This is a genomic window from Superficieibacter electus (assembly GCF_002915575.1).
GTDB classification, from domain to species: domain Bacteria; phylum Pseudomonadota; class Gammaproteobacteria; order Enterobacterales; family Enterobacteriaceae; genus Superficieibacter; species Superficieibacter electus.
The window spans coordinates 27952-46759 of sequence record NZ_PQGD01000022.1 but is presented as its reverse complement, the minus strand read 5'-3'; the positions used below and the strand labels follow the sequence as shown (position 1 = coordinate 46759).

Sequence of the window (18808 nt, the reverse complement as noted above, 5' to 3'; positions counted from 1 at the left end):
GCCGTTACAGATAGCGAACGTTTAATCATGCTGAATACGTAAAGCAATCATCATGACACTTTCCGGGGGCTGTGACCATTAGCCTAAGGTATGTTAGTTCATTGACTCTTTGGATCGGAGTGTATTTATGGGAAATCAAGACGGAGACAGCCAGTCAGGGCGGGCTGCCATAGCTCTCTTCGCTTACCAATGTTTCCCTTCCTGTAGGGCGCAGGCCTCCTGCAAAGTATCATGCGCTCCATGTTCTTTTCCCCATATTTGTCTCGACCATTTCGGTTTACCATGCAGATATAGTTTATAATAAAGACTGTGTATATCTGTTTTGAATCAACTGGCGCAAAGTGTCGACATACACAGCACTACCTGCAACCGCGGTGCCAACTTTTGAAATTTTTGGTCTATTGTGCACGGAAGTGATCGATGATTTCCCGCGTGTTTAGCGCAGGGAATGAGCAGATGACATTGGGGTGGTTTTTGTTCAGATATCCTGCTTACGGGCTGAGAAAATTAAATATCCTTATAAATTTCAGAGGATTGTGTGTATGCGTCCGATAAGATATCTGTTTTTTTATGTTTTTTTATCAACCAGGGAAGTCAGTTGATTAAATTTTTCCTAAACTAATATGCGTAATCATATAATCCGCAGATAACCGAGCAGACAACGGTTACTGATTTTAGTTACTTATCTGACAACTAAAAGTTGTTGGCTGAACATAAGGGAAAATAATGCCATTTATATTAGGTGAGTTAACTGGTGCTCCATCATGGGTACCTGCTGTATTGCTCGTCACTCTTTCATTCGCACTGGGTTTTCTGGCCCGATTTATACTTCTCAGGTTCATCCGCTACTGGCAGGGTCGTGACAGAAAGCTATTCAAATCCCTTGAAAAGCATCTTCGTGGCTCCATGTTCTTTTTTGTCCCCTTACTGTTAATAAATGTGGGGGTTAATTATATAAAAATTAACCCGAACTCCCTTGCTTTTATTACATCAATCATCAATATATCTATTATTTTATCAGTTTGTTCTGTTTTAATTAGATTGACTAATGTTGCGCAGGATATGCTTTTCATTCGTTATGATATTAATCTTTCAAATAACCTTCGCGCTCGTAAAATTCGCACGCAATTAATATATGTTAAAAAAGTTGCTATCGTCCTGCTTGTGTTATTCTGTGTTTCTCTAATTCTACTCAGCTTCCCTGGTGTTCGAAAATTCGGCACTACAATCCTGGCTGGTGCCGGGGTTGCAGGAATAATAATTGGATTTGCTCTTCAGAAGACGCTGGTCAACCTTTTCGCCGGAATTCAGATAGCCTTTACGCAACCTATAAAAATTGACGATGCAGTGGTCGTTGAAAATGAATGGGGCTGGATTGAGGAGATCAACCTCACTTATGTTGTTGTGCGTATCTGGGACCTGCGCCGACTTGTCCTGCCCATTACATACTTTACAGAAAATACCTTCCAGAACTGGACGCGTAATAACGCACAAATATTGGGTTCAGTTTTTCTTTACCTTGATTATTCCATGCCATTAGATCCTCTCCGCAGGCATTTTGAAAAAGTACTCAGTGAAACAAAACTCTGGGATCAACAGACTCAGGTGCTCCAGGTTACCGATACTAATGACAAAACCATGACTGTCAGATTACTGATGACTGCACAAAATTCCCCCATTGCGTGGGATTTACGCTGCCACGTACGGGAAAAAATGATTGAGTTTATTCAGCAAAATTATCCTCAGAGTCTTCCTCAGGTGAGGGCAACGCTGACCGATTCCGGTGTTCGATAGCCCAGGTTATCAGTTATTAATCGTTCTCATTTTTCTGGGAATACGTAACGGAATGTACAGATACCATGAGCGTTGAACTGCCCCCAATCTCAATGACACCATTCACCTTGTTGCGTGTTCACTTTAACCGACAGCCTTTGGCCAGGGGGCTATGTCAGCTTAGAGTAATTTTCAGGGTATGAAAGTCTATATCACGCCCTGAGACATTCGACAATCTTTTTATGACTTCAGTAAGGGCGAGTGTCGCGCTTCGAGAGCCAGCAAATACTTCGCTTCATCGTACTGGGTTCTGTTCTTCCTGCAGCGGTAAATGATCCTTATCCATTTGAAGGCTAGAGCCCGGATTTCAGACTGGTGAGATTTTCCTTTTCTCGCAGTCCCTGATAATAGAGTCTGGCCCAGTATGATGAGTTAACCGTCCTGGCAGCCCATTCAACAAAGGTCTGCCTGACGAACCTGGCACACTGCCATCTCCAGTGAACCCAGGATTTCTGGCCATTTCGTTCTGTCACCGATGCAATACTTGCGTAGTTTTGAATTTCTTCGGCGCTGTTAAACCGGTCGCGGTTATCACCAGGTGCAGCAAGCATTCGTGGACCCATACACGGCCCCATATCCGGGTTGTGCTTAGGGTAAAGCTTCAGTGCTAAATCTTTTTGTATTGAATGATTTCATCGTAAAAATCGCGATCTTTCAGTAAATCTGTATCTACTGTTATATTGCAGTCGATAAGAAATTTTATGAGAAATTTACTTGCATGTTTTATAACAGGTAATTCAGAGTGACCAAGACAAAATGTTACATGGCTGAGGTCTGTAATTTTCATGGCAATTGTAATGATTTCTTTAGCCTCGTTTTCATCGATAGATAATCTGCATTGGTTGCCTATACCAAAATCTATTCCTCGTTGATTCAGTTCAAACATCAACTCTATACTGGCATATGTTAAATGTTTAAAAATGACGGGGGAACGGTCTTTTAAATGAACAGAACAAGCCAACGCGATATCGTACTGGCTTGATTGCAGAAAATCAAAAGCAGTCTGGCCATTATGATCTCTGTGATTGATATCACAGCCTGCTTCAATTAATAAAATATAGATATCAGCGAGCAAGGGGTTGAAAAGGAGTGTACGCCCATTATTATCAAGTGAATGGATATCAAGACCTGACCCGATAAGTAGTGTCATGACTTCTGGAGTGACGGAAAAGTTCGGAAAGGCTAACTGACCAGACTGATTTCTGTGATTGATATTAATTCCATTGCGAATAAGGAGTTCAATGATATGTTTATCATTGATATGGAATAATGCATTTTCTGCCTTATTATCCAGGTGGTGAATGTTTATTCCTGCATCAACCATGGCCTGCGCCGCCTTGAGAGTGCGACAGTGAAATAATGCATTTTGTCCATGCTCATTGAGCGTATTGATATCTACACCCATCTTTAGTGAACGAATAACATCCTTTTTTGATTTGGCGTTGAACAGACTGTCATTGCTTTTCTTGTTTTTGTTTTTCATTATATATCTCCTGTGGTTTATAATAACAATAATCAATGGTTTTTTATTTTTCAAATTTATTTTCAATTGTTTTTTGTATGAGGATAAAATATAGGTTTAAAATGAGCGACATAAATCTCAGGTGGAATAATAAAGTTAGCTTCAGATTGTAGGGTGGTTATTGTATTTGTTTGTCAGGATAAATGAAGTGGTAGTTCTTGTTGTTATTCATATAACAAAGCCATAGGCTCTGCTGGGGCGTTATTGGCTATATCATCAATGCCTGATTATATGGCTAAAATATTTTCAGACTGGTGTGTAATGTACGGTCGCCATATGTTTTGCTCTCGGCTGAAAATTGTTGTTAAGATTAACAATGAGGATGATGGATACAAATAATATGTTATTTATTACTGTTGGTTTTTATGTGATGTGAAAAAAATCGGCTTATCTCCTGGGTATTCTTTCCTCCTGTAGCGGATTACAAAATCAGCATTTAAGTTCATTTAGCGGGGCGGAAATTTTACTGTACTCTATAAATTGCGGTGTTTTTTATTTTGTCAGAGCGCCAGGAACACTATTCACACAACCTTTAATTATACGTAGCATGTCAGAGGGCGCTGACAGTTTTATCACGCTGTACAGTGACCCTGCTGACTGCCGGAGCATAAAGTCTTTATGTATGCCTCCTGTGATTGAAAAAAACTGCAAATGAGAAGGCAGTCCTCACAGTCTTCTTTTAGCGTTAGCGTGTTTTTTATCCGGTTTAATAATGGTTTTGATTTCTTTACTTTCCCTGAGTGCAAGATAGGAAAGGATTTCAGTGCGAACCTCAGGTTCTTCAATATCATTAACGTTTACCTTAATATTATTCCTTATAAACCACTTAATAATTTCCTTGTTTTTTAAACTGACAAGCGGAGTGTCATACCATGAGCAAAGCGTAATGTGGCTGATATCAGTGACTGTCTGTACTTCAGTAATGAATTTTTTAATGTCTTTGTTAGCGTATCTTACAACGCAACGCTCATTGATTTTGTAATCGATATTCTGGCTTTGCAATATTTTGATCAACTCAAGGCAGCCAAAAGTGAGACGATTAAAAATTAATGGTCTGGCTTTAATCAGGTGAATGTAATGCGTAAGCACGCTGAGACACTGATCAAGTTGACGGTTGCTGAATAACATGGTCTGTATGTATTCAAAGACGGTTTCCCCATTGTTATTAACCCGGTTTATATCACAGCCATTTTTTATTAAGACTTCTGTGATTGATTTTTTATAAGGGTAAAAAATTAAACTGTTTCCATAGTAGTCCAGTATGTCTGGGTCAAGGCCTGCGGCGAAATAAACATTCAGTAATTCAGGGGTAATGACGGTAATGTTAACTGAATTGTGACCGTATATGTCCCTGTTGTTAACATTTATACCTCGTTGAATGAGCAGGTGTACAACGTCAGGCTCACAGGTGTAAAAAAGCGCATTTCTTCCAAAGCTGTCAGTGTGATTAATATCGATACCGCTGTCGATTAGTTCTCTGGCTGACCTTTCGCTGGTCGCAAAGAAAAGAGCATTTTTATCTTCAAGGTCAGTATGGTTTATGTTGATTCCATGTTTTACCAGAAACCGGGCAGATTCAGCGTCATTGGTGTAAAAGAGCGCATTTCTGCCCAGCGTGTCTGTATGGTTGATATCAATCCCGTTCTCAGTCAGTATATTCATAGTTTCTGAGCAGGGTGCATAAAAAAGTGCATTCCTGTTGAACGTGTCAGTATGGTTAATGTTTATTCCGGCGCTAATCATTGCTTTCATAAGCTCAGGGTATTTGCAATGAAACAAAGCATTCTGGTTCGATGAGTTGAGCGTATTTATATCCACCCCTGCCTTTAATAGTTTTTTGAGTTCTGCGGGCGATTTTATTTTGAAGAGGTTCAGTGTGTTTTTATTTTGTGATTTTTGGTTCATGTTTTATCTCCTTTGTTATAATGTTAAATAACAATAATCAATGAATTTTTGTTTTTCAAATTTATTTTTAATTATTTTAAATGCGAATGATGAAATTCTATTGCATATTAATATGAGAGATGACTTTCTGACATAAAGATAAGAGAGTAATAATTGCAAAATAACGTCTGAATCGATGGCGGATTTATATTCGAATGGATCATGATTTAGTATGCGTTCTCCGATAGCAGTTTGATATACGACAATAATGTCAGGGAAGCTTAGATGCTGATCCCACATAGTCTGCAGAAGAACGTGCACAGTATTACCGTATCAGCAGAATGAACAGTATTACAGGCAGGTGGCACCGGGGCCTGCTTTTCTTTTCTGACCGAAGGGAAGAAAAGCAAGGGCAATCCGGAGAAGCAAGCGCAGCGGCTTCGCAGGGTTAGCCCTTGCTTCAGTTATAAGCGTTAAAAAATGCTGATACAGCAGATGTTTTTACATAATAATACATTGCTTCGTTTGCGTCTCTGTTAAACGCTTCTCCTGCGATACAGGCGAAGCTCTGGTATTACTGCTTCGGTTGCACAGGCGAAGCGCTGAAATTTTGGGGCTGAGGTATCTTTGTATGAAAGGGTGGTGAGTACGGGGATATCCGATTAATTCAGTTTCTCTGTTGTTGCATTAATGCTGGGGTGACAGATTATATTCTGTGTATCCTGTATTTGGGTTTTATCAGGGCCCGATGATATTTTCAGCCAGATAAGTGAGTGCGGAGTATAAAACAGATTGCGGGTGAAAACTTAGTTTTCATAGTTTGACTAAATATAAGATTTATAAATATTAAATGAATGTTAAGAGATGAGTAAGGTATATATTTTGTTTTTACCGGAAGTAACGGGGGGAGTTCTGTGATTTTATGATTTTTTAAAAATGATGAGCGTTACTGACTTCTGCATGTAGTTATGTAAAATAACATAATAAAAATAAATGTTAAGCGCTGATGACTTATAACGGAGAGTTTACTGACATCAGCAATACGCCATGTGCAGATTCAAAAATCTGAGACGCATATTCATGTCTCACTGCTTTACGATTCATGATCTCCGGTACCCGTTACTCAGCTATTGACGTTATCATGACTCCAGAAGTGTGGATATTTCGTCATGTAGCTCAGAACAGGAGGGTTAATCCTGTGCTAAGGAAGACGGGGCCGCACTTTTCAGTGAACCTGATTTACACGCTTTTCGAAAGGTGCCGGGGGCTGTGCCTGACCAGCGCCGGAAAGCCTCACTGAACGCGCTTTCGGACCGATAACCCACCTCAGCGGCAGCCTCTGACACAGAAGCACCATTAGCAAGGGTACGTTTTGCCAGTTGCATTCGCCAGTTCGTCAGGTAGGTGATGGGTGGCACCCCCATCACCTCACGAAAACCAACTGCAAAAGCGGTACGGGACATGCCTGCTGTACGTGCAAGCTCATCAAGCGTCCATTTACTTGCAGGTGCACGGTGTATGCTGTTCAGTGCAGTTGTCAGACGGCTGTCACCGAAGACCCTGAGCCAGCCGGCATTTTCTTCTGTCGCAAATTCCATGTAGGTGCGCAGGATCTGGACGAACAGAAGCTGGGTCAGTGCGGATACTGCTGTACTTTGGCCCGGTTGTCCCTGAGGTTGCATTTCCGTGACGAGTTGCCTGACAAGGTTAGCCAGGGGGCCGGCTTTATCCATATCGTGGCGTACATGCATAAGCGGTGGCAGGCTGCGACGCAACAAATTCCGGTGTTCTGCATCAACCTGAACACCACCACTGAGCATAGAAAAAACCACACCTTGTCCATACTGGTAAGAACCATCCGTGTCTGGTTCCGGGCATGGATCAGCGGCGTCCGGCAGGGCGGCCGGAGCATGGCCCATCAGTAACGGCTCAGCACTGTTGACAACCAGAACGTCCCCGGCCGAAAACAGAACGGGAGCCGGCAGGCCTTTAACATGGTACCAGCACGATCCCTGTGTGGCCGCACAAAACTTGATCGCATCAGCACTTTGCAAAGACGTAGCCCAGGAATCCCCGGCATTGAGCCGCCCAAAGACGCCCCCCCGGATATGCATCAGGTCCAGAATGTCGGATAAGAGATCGATTTGCATTTATGAACTATAAAGCATGAAATCCGAACGATAAAGGCTTTATCGTTCATTGGCCGGGCCATAACATGGTCAGGGATATTTATGGAGAACTGACCATGACCACATTCCAGAAACCGATTGATTCCCCTTTCGGGGCGACCAGTACAGCAGATGATGTTATCAGGGGTATTGACCTGAAAGGAAAGACAGTTCTGGTGACCGGCGGCTATTCCGGGCTTGGCCTGGACGCTGTACGTGTCCTGCATGGTGCCGGCGCGAAAATCATCGTACCGGCCCGCGATCTGGCGAAGGCCAGGAATAATCTTGCGCTTTTCCCGGATATCACGATCGACGTGATGGACCTGATGGATCCGGCTTCAGTAAATAACTTCGCCGAACGTTTTCTCGCCGCGAATACACAGCTGGATATCCTTATCAACTGTGCCGGTGTCATGGCCGCTCCACTCTCGCGTGACAGTCGGGGTAATGAGAGCCAGTTTTCTACTAATGTGCTCGGACATTTCCAGCTGACCTGCCGCTTGTGGCCGGCTCTGATCGCAGCGACCGGAGCACGTGTTGTCGCGTTAAGTTCGGCTAACCATCATGTGGAGACAACTGAACTTCTTCATGATCCGAACTTCAGGCACCGTGAATACGATCCATGGAAGGCATACGCACAATCGAAGGCTGCCTGTGCGCTGTTTGCAGTCGCACTTGACAGTATCGGCAAACGTCATGGTGTCCGTGCCTTCTCGGTACACCCGGGGGGCATCTATGAAACCGGCCTCCTGCGCCACACCCCTGACTCGCTGCCGGCATCATTCGGCATGATTGACGGGGAAGGAAAGCCGGTCATTGATCCGGAAAAGACCGGTTTCAAGACCGTCCGGCAGGGATCGTCCACTATCGTATGGGCAGCAACCAGCCCATTGCTTGAAGGCAAGGGCGGTGTTTACTGTGCCGACAACAATATCGGATCGCAGCTCAGGGAAGGGGACGAACGCACACTCACGGGCGTTGCCCTGAACGCCACCGATCCGGTAAATGCAGGCCGGTTGTGGCATCTGTCTGAGGAACTGACAGGCAGTCGGCTGGACTAGTCTGCTGTTGAACCGGTGGACCAGGATTGCGCGACTCAACACCTGATTGCGCAAACCTGGTCGTACTGTCTGCACGGACACACTCCCTTATGGGGCTGTCTGAAGTGGCGATCTGCATATCAGGATGTCCGGGCTGCCGTACTGACTGGCATTGAAGATATGGTGCCCGATCCCGGCAAGGAGTTTCTGCCCATACGTATCAATAATTGTCGTGGCAACCCTTTCAGTCAGCTGTACACCGGGCTGGCGGTTTCCGCACGGGAAAACTCAAATGGCCTGACCATTCCGTCCCGGTTTGCATCCAGGTAATCAGCCCACCACTGCAGCATCAGGCGGCGTTGCTCAAGATGTTTTGCCTTGTGAATATATGCCGCGCGGACCTGATTTCGCTCCTGATGGCTCATCTGCCTTTCAATTGCGTCTTCAGACCATTTCCCTGACTCCACGAGACAACTGCAGGCCATTGTTCTGAAACCGTGACCACAAATATCTAATTTCGTATCATAACCCATCGTTCTCAGGGCTTTATTCACTGTGTTTTCACTCATTGGTTTATGGATGCTGTGACAGCCCACAAAAATCAGTCCCTGACCGTCAGTTGCATCGTAGCTTAGTGTTTTCAGCTCCTCCAGTATCTGCATGGCCTGTCGACTGAGAGGCACATAGTGGGGTGTTTTCATTTTTGAACCACGACCGGAAAACCTGACGTTAATGATTTCTTCCCGTTCCGGCGGGATAAGCCAGAGCGCATTTTTAAAATCAATTTCAGGCCAGCGGGCAAAGCGAAGCTCACTTGAACGAATGAACACCAGTAAGGTCAGCCTGATGGCCAGTACGGTAAGCCTGCGGCCCTTATAGCCTTCAATACGGCTCAGCAGGTCAGGAATAGCTTCAAGCTCCAGGGCTGGCCTGTGGGTACGTTCAGGTGCTGATATGGCCCCCTCCAGATCCAGAGCAGTATTGTGACTGATGAGGGCTTCCTGGACTGCGTAGCGCATAATGGCAGTGAGTCGTTGCTTCAGACGGGAAGCCGTTTCCAGATGTCCCGCTGTTTCAACAGTTCTGATGGGGACAAGAAGATCCCGTGTCGACAACCGGGTGATGTCACATTGTCCGATAGAAGGGAATACATGGTTAATCAGGCTGCTTAACACGCGATCACTGTGTGCTTCGGACCAGCGTTCACTGAGTGAAAGTTTCTGATGCCATTCCCTGGCAACATGTTCAAAACGGATAATCCCGGCCGTTTCGTTTCTGGTGTTTTTCTTCTGCTGAACAGGGTCAATACCGTCGCTCAGGAGTTTTCTGGCTTCATCACGTTTTTTACGGGCTTCTGAAAGAGAAACAAGAGGATAGACGCCGACGGAGAAAACTTTCTGTTTTCCACTGAAACGGTATGCCAGTTGCCAGTACTTTGAACCATTGGGATGCACGAGGAGATAGAGCCCCTGTCCGTCTGTGAGTTTGACGGGTTTCTCTGAGGGCCGGGCATTTTTTACTTTAATATCAGTGAGTGGCATCGAGATCCCCTCCGATTGTTGGTAAAAAAATAATCGAACTGGCTTTACCAACAGTTTTACCAGCAAACAGATGTGGCTGCGAGTGGTTTTCAGTGTAACTGGGTAGACGTGGTGTGAGTGGGAACTTATTGATGGGGAAAGTAAAAACGGACGTCCGTAGACGTCCGTATAAGAATAGGTGGTGCCCGGACTCGGAATCGAACCAAGGACACGGGGATTTTCAATCCCATTGCCGGAAAGTTAAATTTTTTGCCTTTGTGTTACAGAGATGTGAATAATCGCTAACGCATACATCCAAACCATTGTTTTGGATGTGCAAAATGACAATACTTCCCGTTATCTCTCCCAAAGGTGGAGAAGGCAAATCCACGTTTGCTGCTTACCTTGCCGGTTTTCTTGCCGATGCTGGCCTGAATACCCTTCTTGTGGATGCAGACTATTCCCAGCCCACAGCCAGCAGTATCTTCGCGCTGGAGCATGAATCCCCATTCGGTCTCTATGAATTGTTGATGCAGATGGTCAGTGACCATACGCAATGCATTTCGCAGACCGCCATAAAAAATCTCGATGTCATCTACTCAAACGACCCGGACGAACTGTTGCCGACCGCGATGCTCCACGCTGCAGATGGCCGTCTTCGCCTGCGTAACATACTTCAGCATCCTTTCTTTAACCGTTATGACGCCATTATTGTGGATTCTAAAGGCGCAACAGGCGTTATGACTGAGCTTTCCCTCCTGTCCTCTACCGGTAATGTGATGGGCGTTGTTAAACCCATCCTTCCGGATGTCCGTGAATTTATCCGCGGCTCCCTTCACATGCTTACCCGCCTGAAAACCTATGAAAATTACGGTATCCGCCTTCCTGATATTTCCATTCTCGTCAACTGTATCGAAAACACTCTGCTTGACCGTGAAGCAATGGACGGTCTTGCCGCCATCATTAACGAAAAACATTACGACGCCTCTGCGCTGGGCAACCGTGACGTTTATCGTTTACTCAATACCCGTATCGAGGCGCTGGATATTTTCAAACTGGGGCACGTCAAGCAGCAGCCCGTGCATCGTCTGGAATACAAAACACGCCGCAAAGGTCCGGCCGCAGCCGTCACCATGCACGACCTCGCGTGTGAACTGTTCCCTGAGTGGCAGAGCCATTTCAGTGACGTTCTGACCCGGGAGGTGCGTCATGTCTGAGATGATGATGCCCTGCTCTTATGAGGCTGAGCAGGCCGTACTGGGCGGACTGATGCTTGATAACGACCGGTGGGATGAGGTGATACTGCAAATCTCCCCGGAAGATTTGTTTTCCCGGCCGCACCGTATGGTCTTCCGCGTCATGGCCGAGCTGGCCGGAGAAGGGCTACCGCTCGATCTCATCACTATTACGGAACGGCTGGAGAACAAAGGCGACCTTGAACAGTGTGGCGGCTTTGCTTATCTGGCTGAAATGAGTAAAAACACGCCGTCTGCAGCCAATATCCTTGCTTACGCCGGCGTGGTGGCGGAGAAAAGCCGCCTGCGGCAGCTGATGACAGTGGGTAACAGTCTTCTTTCCGATGTGCAGGCCCCGAAAGCCAGCTCGGCCGGCATCCTTGAGTCGGCCGAAGGTAAGCTGTTTAACATTGCCGAACAGGGAGCCATGCAGCTCAACAGTGAGACCGGCGTTAACGAGGCGCTGGATAAACTGCTGACGCATCTGGAAAGTATGTCCGCCAGTGACGGCCTCACCGGCACACCGACCGGTTTCAGTGAACTGGACGCGATGACCTGTGGTCTCCAGCCCGGCGATCTGGCCCTGCTGGCCGCCCGTCCTTCCATGGGAAAAACGTCGCTGGCCATGGCCGCCTGCACCGCGGCCGTGGGCGCAAAACCTGACGATCACGTCTTTGTGTTCAGTCTTGAAATGCCCTCAGAGCAGCTGATGATGCGCCTGCTGGCGATGGAAGGCCGGGTGGAACTGTCCCGGCTTCGCAGCGGCAACATGGATGATGAAGACTGGGCTCGCGTGTCAGCGGCTACCGGTCGCATTATTGAATGGAAAAACCGTCTGATCATTGATGATACCAGCTACCAGACCCCGGCTACACTGCGCGCCCGCGCCCGTCGCTATGTCCGCAAATACGGCAGACCCTCTCTCATCATGCTGGACTATCTGCAGCTTGTCCGCTCCCCCGAGCAGGAAAACCGCACGCAGGAAATAGCGGAAATTTCCCGCTCGCTTAAGGCGCTCGGTAAAGAGCTGGGCTGTCCGGTACTGGCGCTTTCCCAGCTCAACCGCCTGGTGGAGCAGCGGGCCGATAAACGCCCTAATAATGGTGACCTGCGTGACTCTGGTGCGCTTGAGCAGGATGCAGACCTCATCATGTTTATTTACCGGGATGAGGTTTATAACCCCGGCACTCCTGATGCCGGGGTGGCTGAGATCATTGTCGGCAAGCAGCGGCAGGGGCCAACCGGCACGGTGAAAGTCAAATTTGACGGGCGTTATACCCTCTTTTCGGAGTTTCAGGAAGGCAGCTATGACTTCGGTTACCGCAGCGGGAGGAAACAGGCATGAGCCGTAAAAGTTCTAATGTGGGGGCTGCCATGCTGCAGCCCGGACGCCAGTCGCAGGCGGCCGGCAATATCAGCGTCATGCCGGCGGCTGAAATGCCCATGGTCCTGACGCTCGACCAGTTAAGCCCGAATCCTGATAATCCGCGAACATCACGCAATCCGCGTTATGACGATATCAAGGCTTCCATCCGTTCGCGCGGGCTGGACACCGTACCCAAAGTCACCCGTGACCCGGATGGTGAGCCCGATATGTACATCTTCAGCGACGGTGGTAATACACGTTATCAGATCCTGTCAGAACTGTGGCAGGAGACCGGAGAAGACCGTTTTTTCCGTGTCCATGTGTTGTTCAAGCCGTGGCCGGGACGGCTGCAGTGTGTTATCGGCCATCTGGCAGAGAATGAAGTGCGCGGGGAACTGAGTTTTATTGAAAAAGCGCAGGGGATCCACAAAGCCCGCTCTATATATGAAGAGCAGTTAGGAAAGCCAGTCTCTTTACGACAGTTGTCAGAGCTTCTGACCCGTGAAGGTCTGCCGGTACATAATTCAACTATCAGCCGTATGGAAGATGCACTGAAATATCTTTTTCCGTGGATCCCAGACCTGCTTGAGTCCGGGCTCGGCAGGCCTCAGATAACGGCGCTGCTGGCGCTCCGGCATGATGCTGAACGCGTGTGGGATGAGTTTTGCCTGATTTCAGACACAGGCGACAAATCCTTCAGCGACGTTTTTGGCCAGTGTTGTGGCCGTTTCAACTCACCGGAACTGTGGTCTCTTGAGATGTTTCGCGATGAATTAATTGGTGATTTACTGAATGCGCTGCCCCATCCGGAGCTGGATTATGACCGCTGGATGATGGAACTGGATCCTAAAGAACGTAACCGCAGACATCACTTCGGCGATCCAGAACCGGTGTCCATCCCTCCCGTAAACAGCCTCGTCACCGCTGACTCTGCAGGTCAGGCCACACCGGCGCAGAAGTCTGTTGAGGTCGCGCAGCCTTTCTCCAGTCCACGTCGTGAAATCTCAGGAGAGCCGGTAACGCCCGCCCCGGATAATACCCCACCTGAAAAACTGGATAAACAGCCCCCCCGGCATGAGGTTCAGCCAGATATGTACGGTGCCGCGCCGGTCATTTCAGGTGAGAGCGGGGATGTTAGCGGGCTGGTTACCCTCTCCGATGGGTACGGAGAAGAGAATGGTGGAGAAGAGGACAATGGGGAGGATGGCCTGCTTTCTCTTTTAACACCAGAACCTGAAGTTGTCCTGCAGGATGACGCGCCAGTGACTAATGACAGCATCTGGCATGTGCCGGCCCATCAGGACGATATCGAACACCTGCAGAATACCGCTTTTCGTCTGGCCTGGGAGCTGGGTGAGGTCCTTGGCTGCGAAGATGAAATTCTTCCGCAACGCGACAATGACATGTCTGCCGGTTACGTCGGGGCAGGTGAGGTGTGTTCTGAAGCCGCCGCATTTCTGCTGGGCCTGACCGGCGAAGCGCCTGCGCTGCATCCTGCGGCAGGAGTGTGTGGTCTGCCGGAGCTTTTCACCGGCGGCCCGGGTGAGGGGGAAGCACCTGCACTGACAGATGAAGATGCTCTGAAACTGCTGCGCCTGATGCGCGTTATGCGCCGTCTTCGGGAGCTGCAACGCGGTCTGACGTACGGGGAGGATAACAGTGATGAATAACTCACAGCGACAGTTGCGACTGCTGAATCTTGTCAGGAAACTGCTGAAGCTGGGCCGCAGCAACAGTAATGCCCATGAGGCAGGACTGGCCCTGCAGCGTGCCCAGAAGCTGATGGCCAGATACGGTATCAGCGAGCTTGACGCCAGTCTTACATCTGTGCGCGAGGCGTCTTCCCGCACGGCCCCTTCGGATGCTGAAAAAGTTCCGGAATGGATGGTGACCCTTGTCCGGGGCGTCTGTCATGCCTTTGGCTGCCGCGCTTATTACTCATGGCGTCAGACCTCTGCCGGGTATCGCCGTTCGGTAACCTTTTACGGATTCAGTGAAAAACCTGAGATAGCAGCCTATGCCTTTGATGTGCTGACGCGCCAGCTGAAAGATGCCACAAATTCTTATCTCAAAACCCAGAGTAAGCGGCTGAAACTGGCCACACGCCGGGCGAGAGCGGAGCAGTTCCGTGACGGCTGGGTATGTGGGGTGCGTGAGGTGATATCGGCAACTGACATCAGCAGCGAGGAGGAGCAGGTGATGAGCCACTGGCTGGAAAGCCGCAGTATGAAAACAGTCACAACCCGTGAACTGAAAGCCTGCCGCGGGGCGGATACAGCACGTTATCAGGGGTATGAAGCCGGACAAAATGCCCGTATTCATCATGGTGTCAGCGGCCGGGGTCCGGCAGCCATTGGTTACCGTCAGGATTAAGGGGGAATGATGAACAGTTTATCTCAGGCTGCCAACGGATTGCTGATGCAGCTGGTTATGGATCTCAGAAGTGGCTATCTGCGCCGCTGCGAATCGCTGGGACTGAACCGCGAGGAAATGCAGATGCTGCAGGGGCTCTCGCTCGAAGAGCTTCACTACCTTTCCGGCAGTGAGGTGTCGATCATCAGTGTGGGCATCAATCACGGCAATCTGGTGCGCATGCTGCAGCAGGCCCGGACGGAACAGAAACGACTCCAGCGTATCGATCGGGCGCTGGCGCTGGGCGGCTCCATTGAACTGATGGCCAATTACTTCGGGCTCTCCAGTACGGACGTGGCGGCCCGCCGTCGTATTGCCGGTATCGATGTCCGGCCGGGGCGCGGTAACGCACTGGGTGATGAGGAAAACGCCGCCCTGTGGCGTCAGTGGCAAAAGTCCGGCGTTGAAGATGCGGAAAGTGCTGACGGGCTGGACGTAATGATGCTGGCTGCAGAACAGATGAACGTCTCGCTGACGTCCGTCTGGCATGCCGTCCGCGGCTGGCACAAAACCCGGCAGCCTTCTCCGGCACGAACGCCGGTAAGGAAGACGGCATGAAATACAGGATGGTTGCGCCGGGCCTGCGGGCTCCCCATGGTACGCCGCCGCAATGCTGTCAGAAGGCGTTACGTCAGGTTCGCCGTTTCCGGCAGGGGGCGCGTAATTACACCCGGCTCGATGAGAAAGGCTGCGGTTACTACAAAATCGATCTCGGCCCGTTCTGGCGTTTGCTGAGTCGCAACGAAGGCCGGACATGGCTTCTTCTCAGCCACGAACGCTATAACAGCGCCATACGGAAATAGCAGCATGACAGCCTGTTTACCCTGCACCCGTACGCGGGTGCATTACTAAGCATACTGACAGTTCAGAACGGCCGTGATGGCGGCCGAAAAGGAAAAATAATGAGTCTGCCTGCAGAAAGCCTGATTGCTTATACGCTGGATAAAATGAATGCCCGCCTTGCGGCCAGACCCCGGCGGGATGATGGCAGGATACGTAACGGCCTGCTGTTTACCGGAAATGTGCATGATTCCATTCCCCGCCGGCTGTTGCTCGACACGCGGTTGTCACCACTGGACAAGATGGGCTGGATGATGATCCGGCTGTATGCACAAAATAATGAGGGGGCAGTTTTCCCCAGCTATGACGAACTGCAACTGCAGCTTGCCTCACCCGGAAAGGGGAAAGCCTCAAGGGAAACGGTAAGCCGCGTCCTGCTTATGCTACGAATAACCGGCTGGCTCAGCCTCTGTAAACGCGTGCGGGATGATAAAGGGCGGGTGCGGGGGAATATCTATGCTCAGCACGATGAGCCCCTGACGTTCAGCGATGCGGAAACGCTCGACCCCCGCTTCCTTGATACGGTGGCGGATGCCTGCCTGAGTAAAAACCGGACTATCAGCCAGACCGCCCGCGAAGTGCTCGACGATATAAAAAACGACCCCACCATGCGCCATTATCGCAGCCATCTTGCGCTGATCGAATCGCGTCTGGACCGCCCACAGACGCCCAGCCAGATGGCGAAACATCATCACCGAATACCCCGTCCCGCACCGGGTTCGGAAACCGAACTCAGTCATAAACGGCCAGGAATCATCGCTAAAAAACAGGGTTCGGATACCGAACTCAGCCCAGAAAGATACAACAATTCACTGAGTTCGGAATCCGTACTGCCAGTAAAAACAGGCAGTTATGACCGGGTTCGGAAACCGAACCATTACGTACGTAGTATCACACACAGTGTGAATAAAAATACGTACGTACCGGGTAAACCTGTGCTTCCCGACAGTTTGCATGAACTTGTGCCGGCAGAAGATATTGCCATGCTGACCGCCCAGCTGCAGGCGCTGCCTGAAGAACAGGCACAACTTGTGCTGCTCAGCCTGCAAAAGGTGATGGCACGCCAGCAGCTCAGCAACCCGGTTGGCTGGTTGCTGGCCGTAATGAAAAAGGCCCGTGAGGGCAGGTTATACGCGCCCCGTCAGGCTGATGATTCGCCTGAGAGTGCCGTGCAAAAAAATGCTCAGCGTCCTGAACAACAGCTGTGGAAGCCAGAACCACGTTCTTCTGTCCATCCTGTATCGGAAGAGAACATACGAAATTTGGTTAGAGATATTCGTAGAAAGCTAAACGATAGATAGCTACTTCTAGAACCGGAGGTTAAAAAACAACCACCGCTGCGAGTGGCAGCAGTGGTTAAAAAGCAATCGGTGCTGCGAGTGGTAGCAGTGGTTAAAAAGTAATCGGTGCTGCGAGTGGCAGCAGTGGTTAAAAAGCAAACAGTGCTGCGAGTGGCAGCGGCGGATAAAAAATGTACAGCACTGTATGGGTCTGGTTTGAGTAAAACATGAAAGGATTTTATCTTTTGATTTTTAAGCAGTTTGAGGTGTCATTCTATATAACTGACTACTTCAACGCCCTGAGCCAGCCCGCTATGAAGCCATATAAGTGAATTTCCGAGATTAGGGATCTGGTTTCTAGTTGTCCCCAAGCTCCTGCCTGAAGAGTATCACTGACTCAGGTCGAACCTGACCGGGATCTTACAGGAGATGATTTCATGACCACTGAAAATGAAACGCGAAGCGATAAACCGGGCGGACTCACATCCTCCCTGAAAATCGAGATCCACTCAAACTATGCTATCCGTCTCTGGGAAGGCCGCCCGCAGGCTCAGGCGAAGGAGGGTGTAAAGAAAGTTAAGCATGCCATCATGAGTATGCCCCAGGCTATTAAGCGCTCAGGAATTATTTATCAGGATTCCCTGGCAGATAACCCATGGGCAGATGAGGCGATGTTCAGGGTTGAAACGCTTTTGAATGAAGCTGGAGAACATATCAAAAGCCGGGTAGAAGAACTTGAGGTCATATTGAAATCAGTTCCCCCTGCTGTTTCATTTTCTGACATTGCCTCCTCGTCTCCACTTAATATAGGCGTATACAGTCGTTCTCCGCTGGGTTACAGATGTGTATGGGTACTCGTCGGATATGACCAGATGGCCCTTAAAGCATTCCAGGCGGCTCATTACGGTCTCATATCCCGCAACCGTCGCGATGAACTACTGAGCCATTGCGCTCACTTAATCAGAAAAGTATATGGTGTGCTACGCCTTTATCGAACCGTCAAGGTTAACCGTGCTGACATAGCAATCCAGACTAAAGAAGCACAACAGGCAATAGAAAAACTGGGCATGCCCGATACTGACATTCTTACTGGTAAGAAACGCTCTTCCTTTTCTCCACCTCTGAGAAAAGCCGTTCAGGAGGAGAAATAATATGATTCGCCCTGTGTTCCTCCTCACCTCCTTCTTTTTACTGAGCGGATGCGCAACAACGGACTGGGCTGCGATTAATAAACAGGTCAGCGATACCGCTGCGAACCTGACAAAAACGTTAGGCGGCAACGACAGCGGAGAAAGTGGCGGGATGCCGCTGATGAGCCCGGCGGGGCAACAGGCCATGCAGTCCGTCGATAAAACGTTCTCCGTGCCGGTCGATGTGGATACCGCGGCGGCCCGCCTGAAGCGCCATTACAAATTTATCTCCACACAGGAGCTTGAGGCACTGCGGCAGGCCGCAAATGACGGGGACTGGAAAGCGGCGGCAGAAGATGATGCGCATCCCGTCTGGGACGCCATGCCGGGCAGCTACTACAAAATGGGCTCCGACTGGAACGGACGTGATCACCTGGATATCGAAATCGAGAAAAACGGGTCCGGCAGCAGGCTCTATGTTGTCTATCGCTCATCATCATCACAGCGTCTGGCCGGGTCCGGCGTCACGAAGCTGATGAATGATGTCCGCGCTGTTGCGGCGGGTGAAAAACGCTGAT

15 protein-coding genes and 1 pseudogene are annotated in these 18808 nt (G+C 49.1%); 11 read left to right on the top strand and 5 right to left on the bottom strand.

What is annotated here, in order from left to right:
* Positions 1 to 726 precede the first annotated feature (726 nt).
* On the top strand, positions 727 to 1794 hold the full coding sequence (locus CHU32_RS22290; protein ID WP_103678285.1) for a mechanosensitive ion channel family protein: 1068 nt from the start codon (positions 727 to 729) through the stop codon (positions 1792 to 1794).
* Between the two features lie 219 nt (positions 1795 to 2013).
* Here the strand turns inward: CHU32_RS22290 and CHU32_RS22285 are convergent.
* From CHU32_RS22285 to CHU32_RS22270, 4 genes and pseudogenes are all read right to left on the bottom strand, one after another.
* Positions 2014 to 2423: pseudogene (locus CHU32_RS22285) on the bottom strand (transposase); the annotation flags it as partial.
* A gap of 17 nt (positions 2424 to 2440) precedes the next feature.
* Complete coding sequence (locus tag CHU32_RS22280; protein ID WP_103678284.1) at positions 2441 to 3316, bottom strand: ankyrin repeat domain-containing protein; 876 nt, start codon at positions 3314 to 3316, stop codon at positions 2441 to 2443.
* A gap of 705 nt (positions 3317 to 4021) precedes the next feature.
* Positions 4022 to 5260, bottom strand: a complete 1239-nt coding sequence (locus CHU32_RS22275; RefSeq protein WP_103678283.1) for an ankyrin repeat domain-containing protein — start codon at positions 5258 to 5260, stop codon at positions 4022 to 4024.
* Between the two features lie 1169 nt (positions 5261 to 6429).
* Positions 6430 to 7389 carry an AraC family transcriptional regulator gene (locus tag CHU32_RS22270; protein WP_103678282.1) on the bottom strand — a complete coding sequence of 320 codons (960 nt, stop codon included), beginning with the start codon at positions 7387 to 7389 and terminating at the stop codon, positions 6430 to 6432.
* Between the two features lie 95 nt (positions 7390 to 7484).
* Between CHU32_RS22270 and CHU32_RS22265 the strand changes: the two genes are divergently transcribed.
* The gene (locus CHU32_RS22265) at positions 7485 to 8468 is read left to right on the top strand and encodes an SDR family NAD(P)-dependent oxidoreductase (RefSeq protein ID WP_103678281.1); all 984 of its coding nucleotides are present in this window, start codon (positions 7485 to 7487) and stop codon (positions 8466 to 8468) included.
* A 227-nt stretch (positions 8469 to 8695) separates the two neighbouring features.
* Here the strand turns inward: CHU32_RS22265 and CHU32_RS22260 are convergent, their stop codons facing one another.
* Positions 8696 to 9988 carry a tyrosine-type recombinase/integrase gene (locus CHU32_RS22260; protein WP_103678280.1) on the bottom strand — a complete coding sequence of 431 codons (1293 nt, stop codon included), beginning with the start codon at positions 9986 to 9988 and terminating at the stop codon, positions 8696 to 8698.
* A 320-nt stretch (positions 9989 to 10308) separates the two neighbouring features.
* On the opposite strand from CHU32_RS22260, the gene CHU32_RS22255 reads away from it, so the two are divergent.
* The 9 genes from CHU32_RS22255 to CHU32_RS22215 all read left to right on the top strand — a co-directional run bounded on the left by CHU32_RS22255 (position 10309) and on the right by CHU32_RS22215 (position 18807).
* Complete coding sequence (locus CHU32_RS22255; RefSeq protein ID WP_006777717.1) at positions 10309 to 11184, top strand: ParA family protein; 876 nt, start codon at positions 10309 to 10311, stop codon at positions 11182 to 11184.
* Entirely contained in the window at positions 11177 to 12547 is a 1371-nt protein-coding gene (gene dnaB-PI, locus CHU32_RS22250; RefSeq protein WP_006777718.1) for an SPI-7-type island replicative DNA helicase, read from the top strand. Before CHU32_RS22255 ends, dnaB-PI begins: the two co-directional genes overlap by 8 nt.
* Positions 12544 to 14238, top strand: coding sequence for a ParB family protein (locus CHU32_RS22245; RefSeq protein WP_042949265.1), 1695 nt, complete (start codon positions 12544 to 12546; stop codon positions 14236 to 14238). Before dnaB-PI ends, CHU32_RS22245 begins: the two co-directional genes overlap by 4 nt.
* Positions 14231 to 14941: a DUF2786 domain-containing protein gene (locus tag CHU32_RS22240; RefSeq protein WP_006777721.1), complete on the top strand. Its 711-nt coding sequence runs from the start codon at positions 14231 to 14233 to the stop codon at positions 14939 to 14941. The genes CHU32_RS22245 and CHU32_RS22240 overlap by 8 nt, the downstream gene beginning before the upstream one ends.
* A gap of 6 nt (positions 14942 to 14947) precedes the next feature.
* Positions 14948 to 15538 carry a DUF2857 domain-containing protein gene (locus CHU32_RS22235; protein WP_006777722.1) on the top strand — a complete coding sequence of 197 codons (591 nt, stop codon included), beginning with the start codon at positions 14948 to 14950 and terminating at the stop codon, positions 15536 to 15538.
* Positions 15535 to 15783, top strand: coding sequence for a ParE family toxin-like protein (locus tag CHU32_RS22230; RefSeq protein ID WP_004115572.1), 249 nt, complete (start codon positions 15535 to 15537; stop codon positions 15781 to 15783). Before CHU32_RS22235 ends, CHU32_RS22230 begins: the two co-directional genes overlap by 4 nt.
* A gap of 99 nt (positions 15784 to 15882) precedes the next feature.
* Complete coding sequence (locus tag CHU32_RS22225; protein WP_006777723.1) at positions 15883 to 17121, top strand: STY4528 family pathogenicity island replication protein; 1239 nt, start codon at positions 15883 to 15885, stop codon at positions 17119 to 17121.
* Between the two features lie 416 nt (positions 17122 to 17537).
* Positions 17538 to 18251: a PFL_4669 family integrating conjugative element protein gene (locus CHU32_RS22220; RefSeq protein WP_010615557.1), complete on the top strand. Its 714-nt coding sequence runs from the start codon at positions 17538 to 17540 to the stop codon at positions 18249 to 18251.
* Position 18252: 1 nt separating this feature from the next.
* On the top strand, positions 18253 to 18807 hold the full coding sequence (locus tag CHU32_RS22215; protein WP_006777724.1) for a hypothetical protein: 555 nt from the start codon (positions 18253 to 18255) through the stop codon (positions 18805 to 18807).
* The last annotated feature ends 1 nt before the right edge of the window (position 18808 follow it).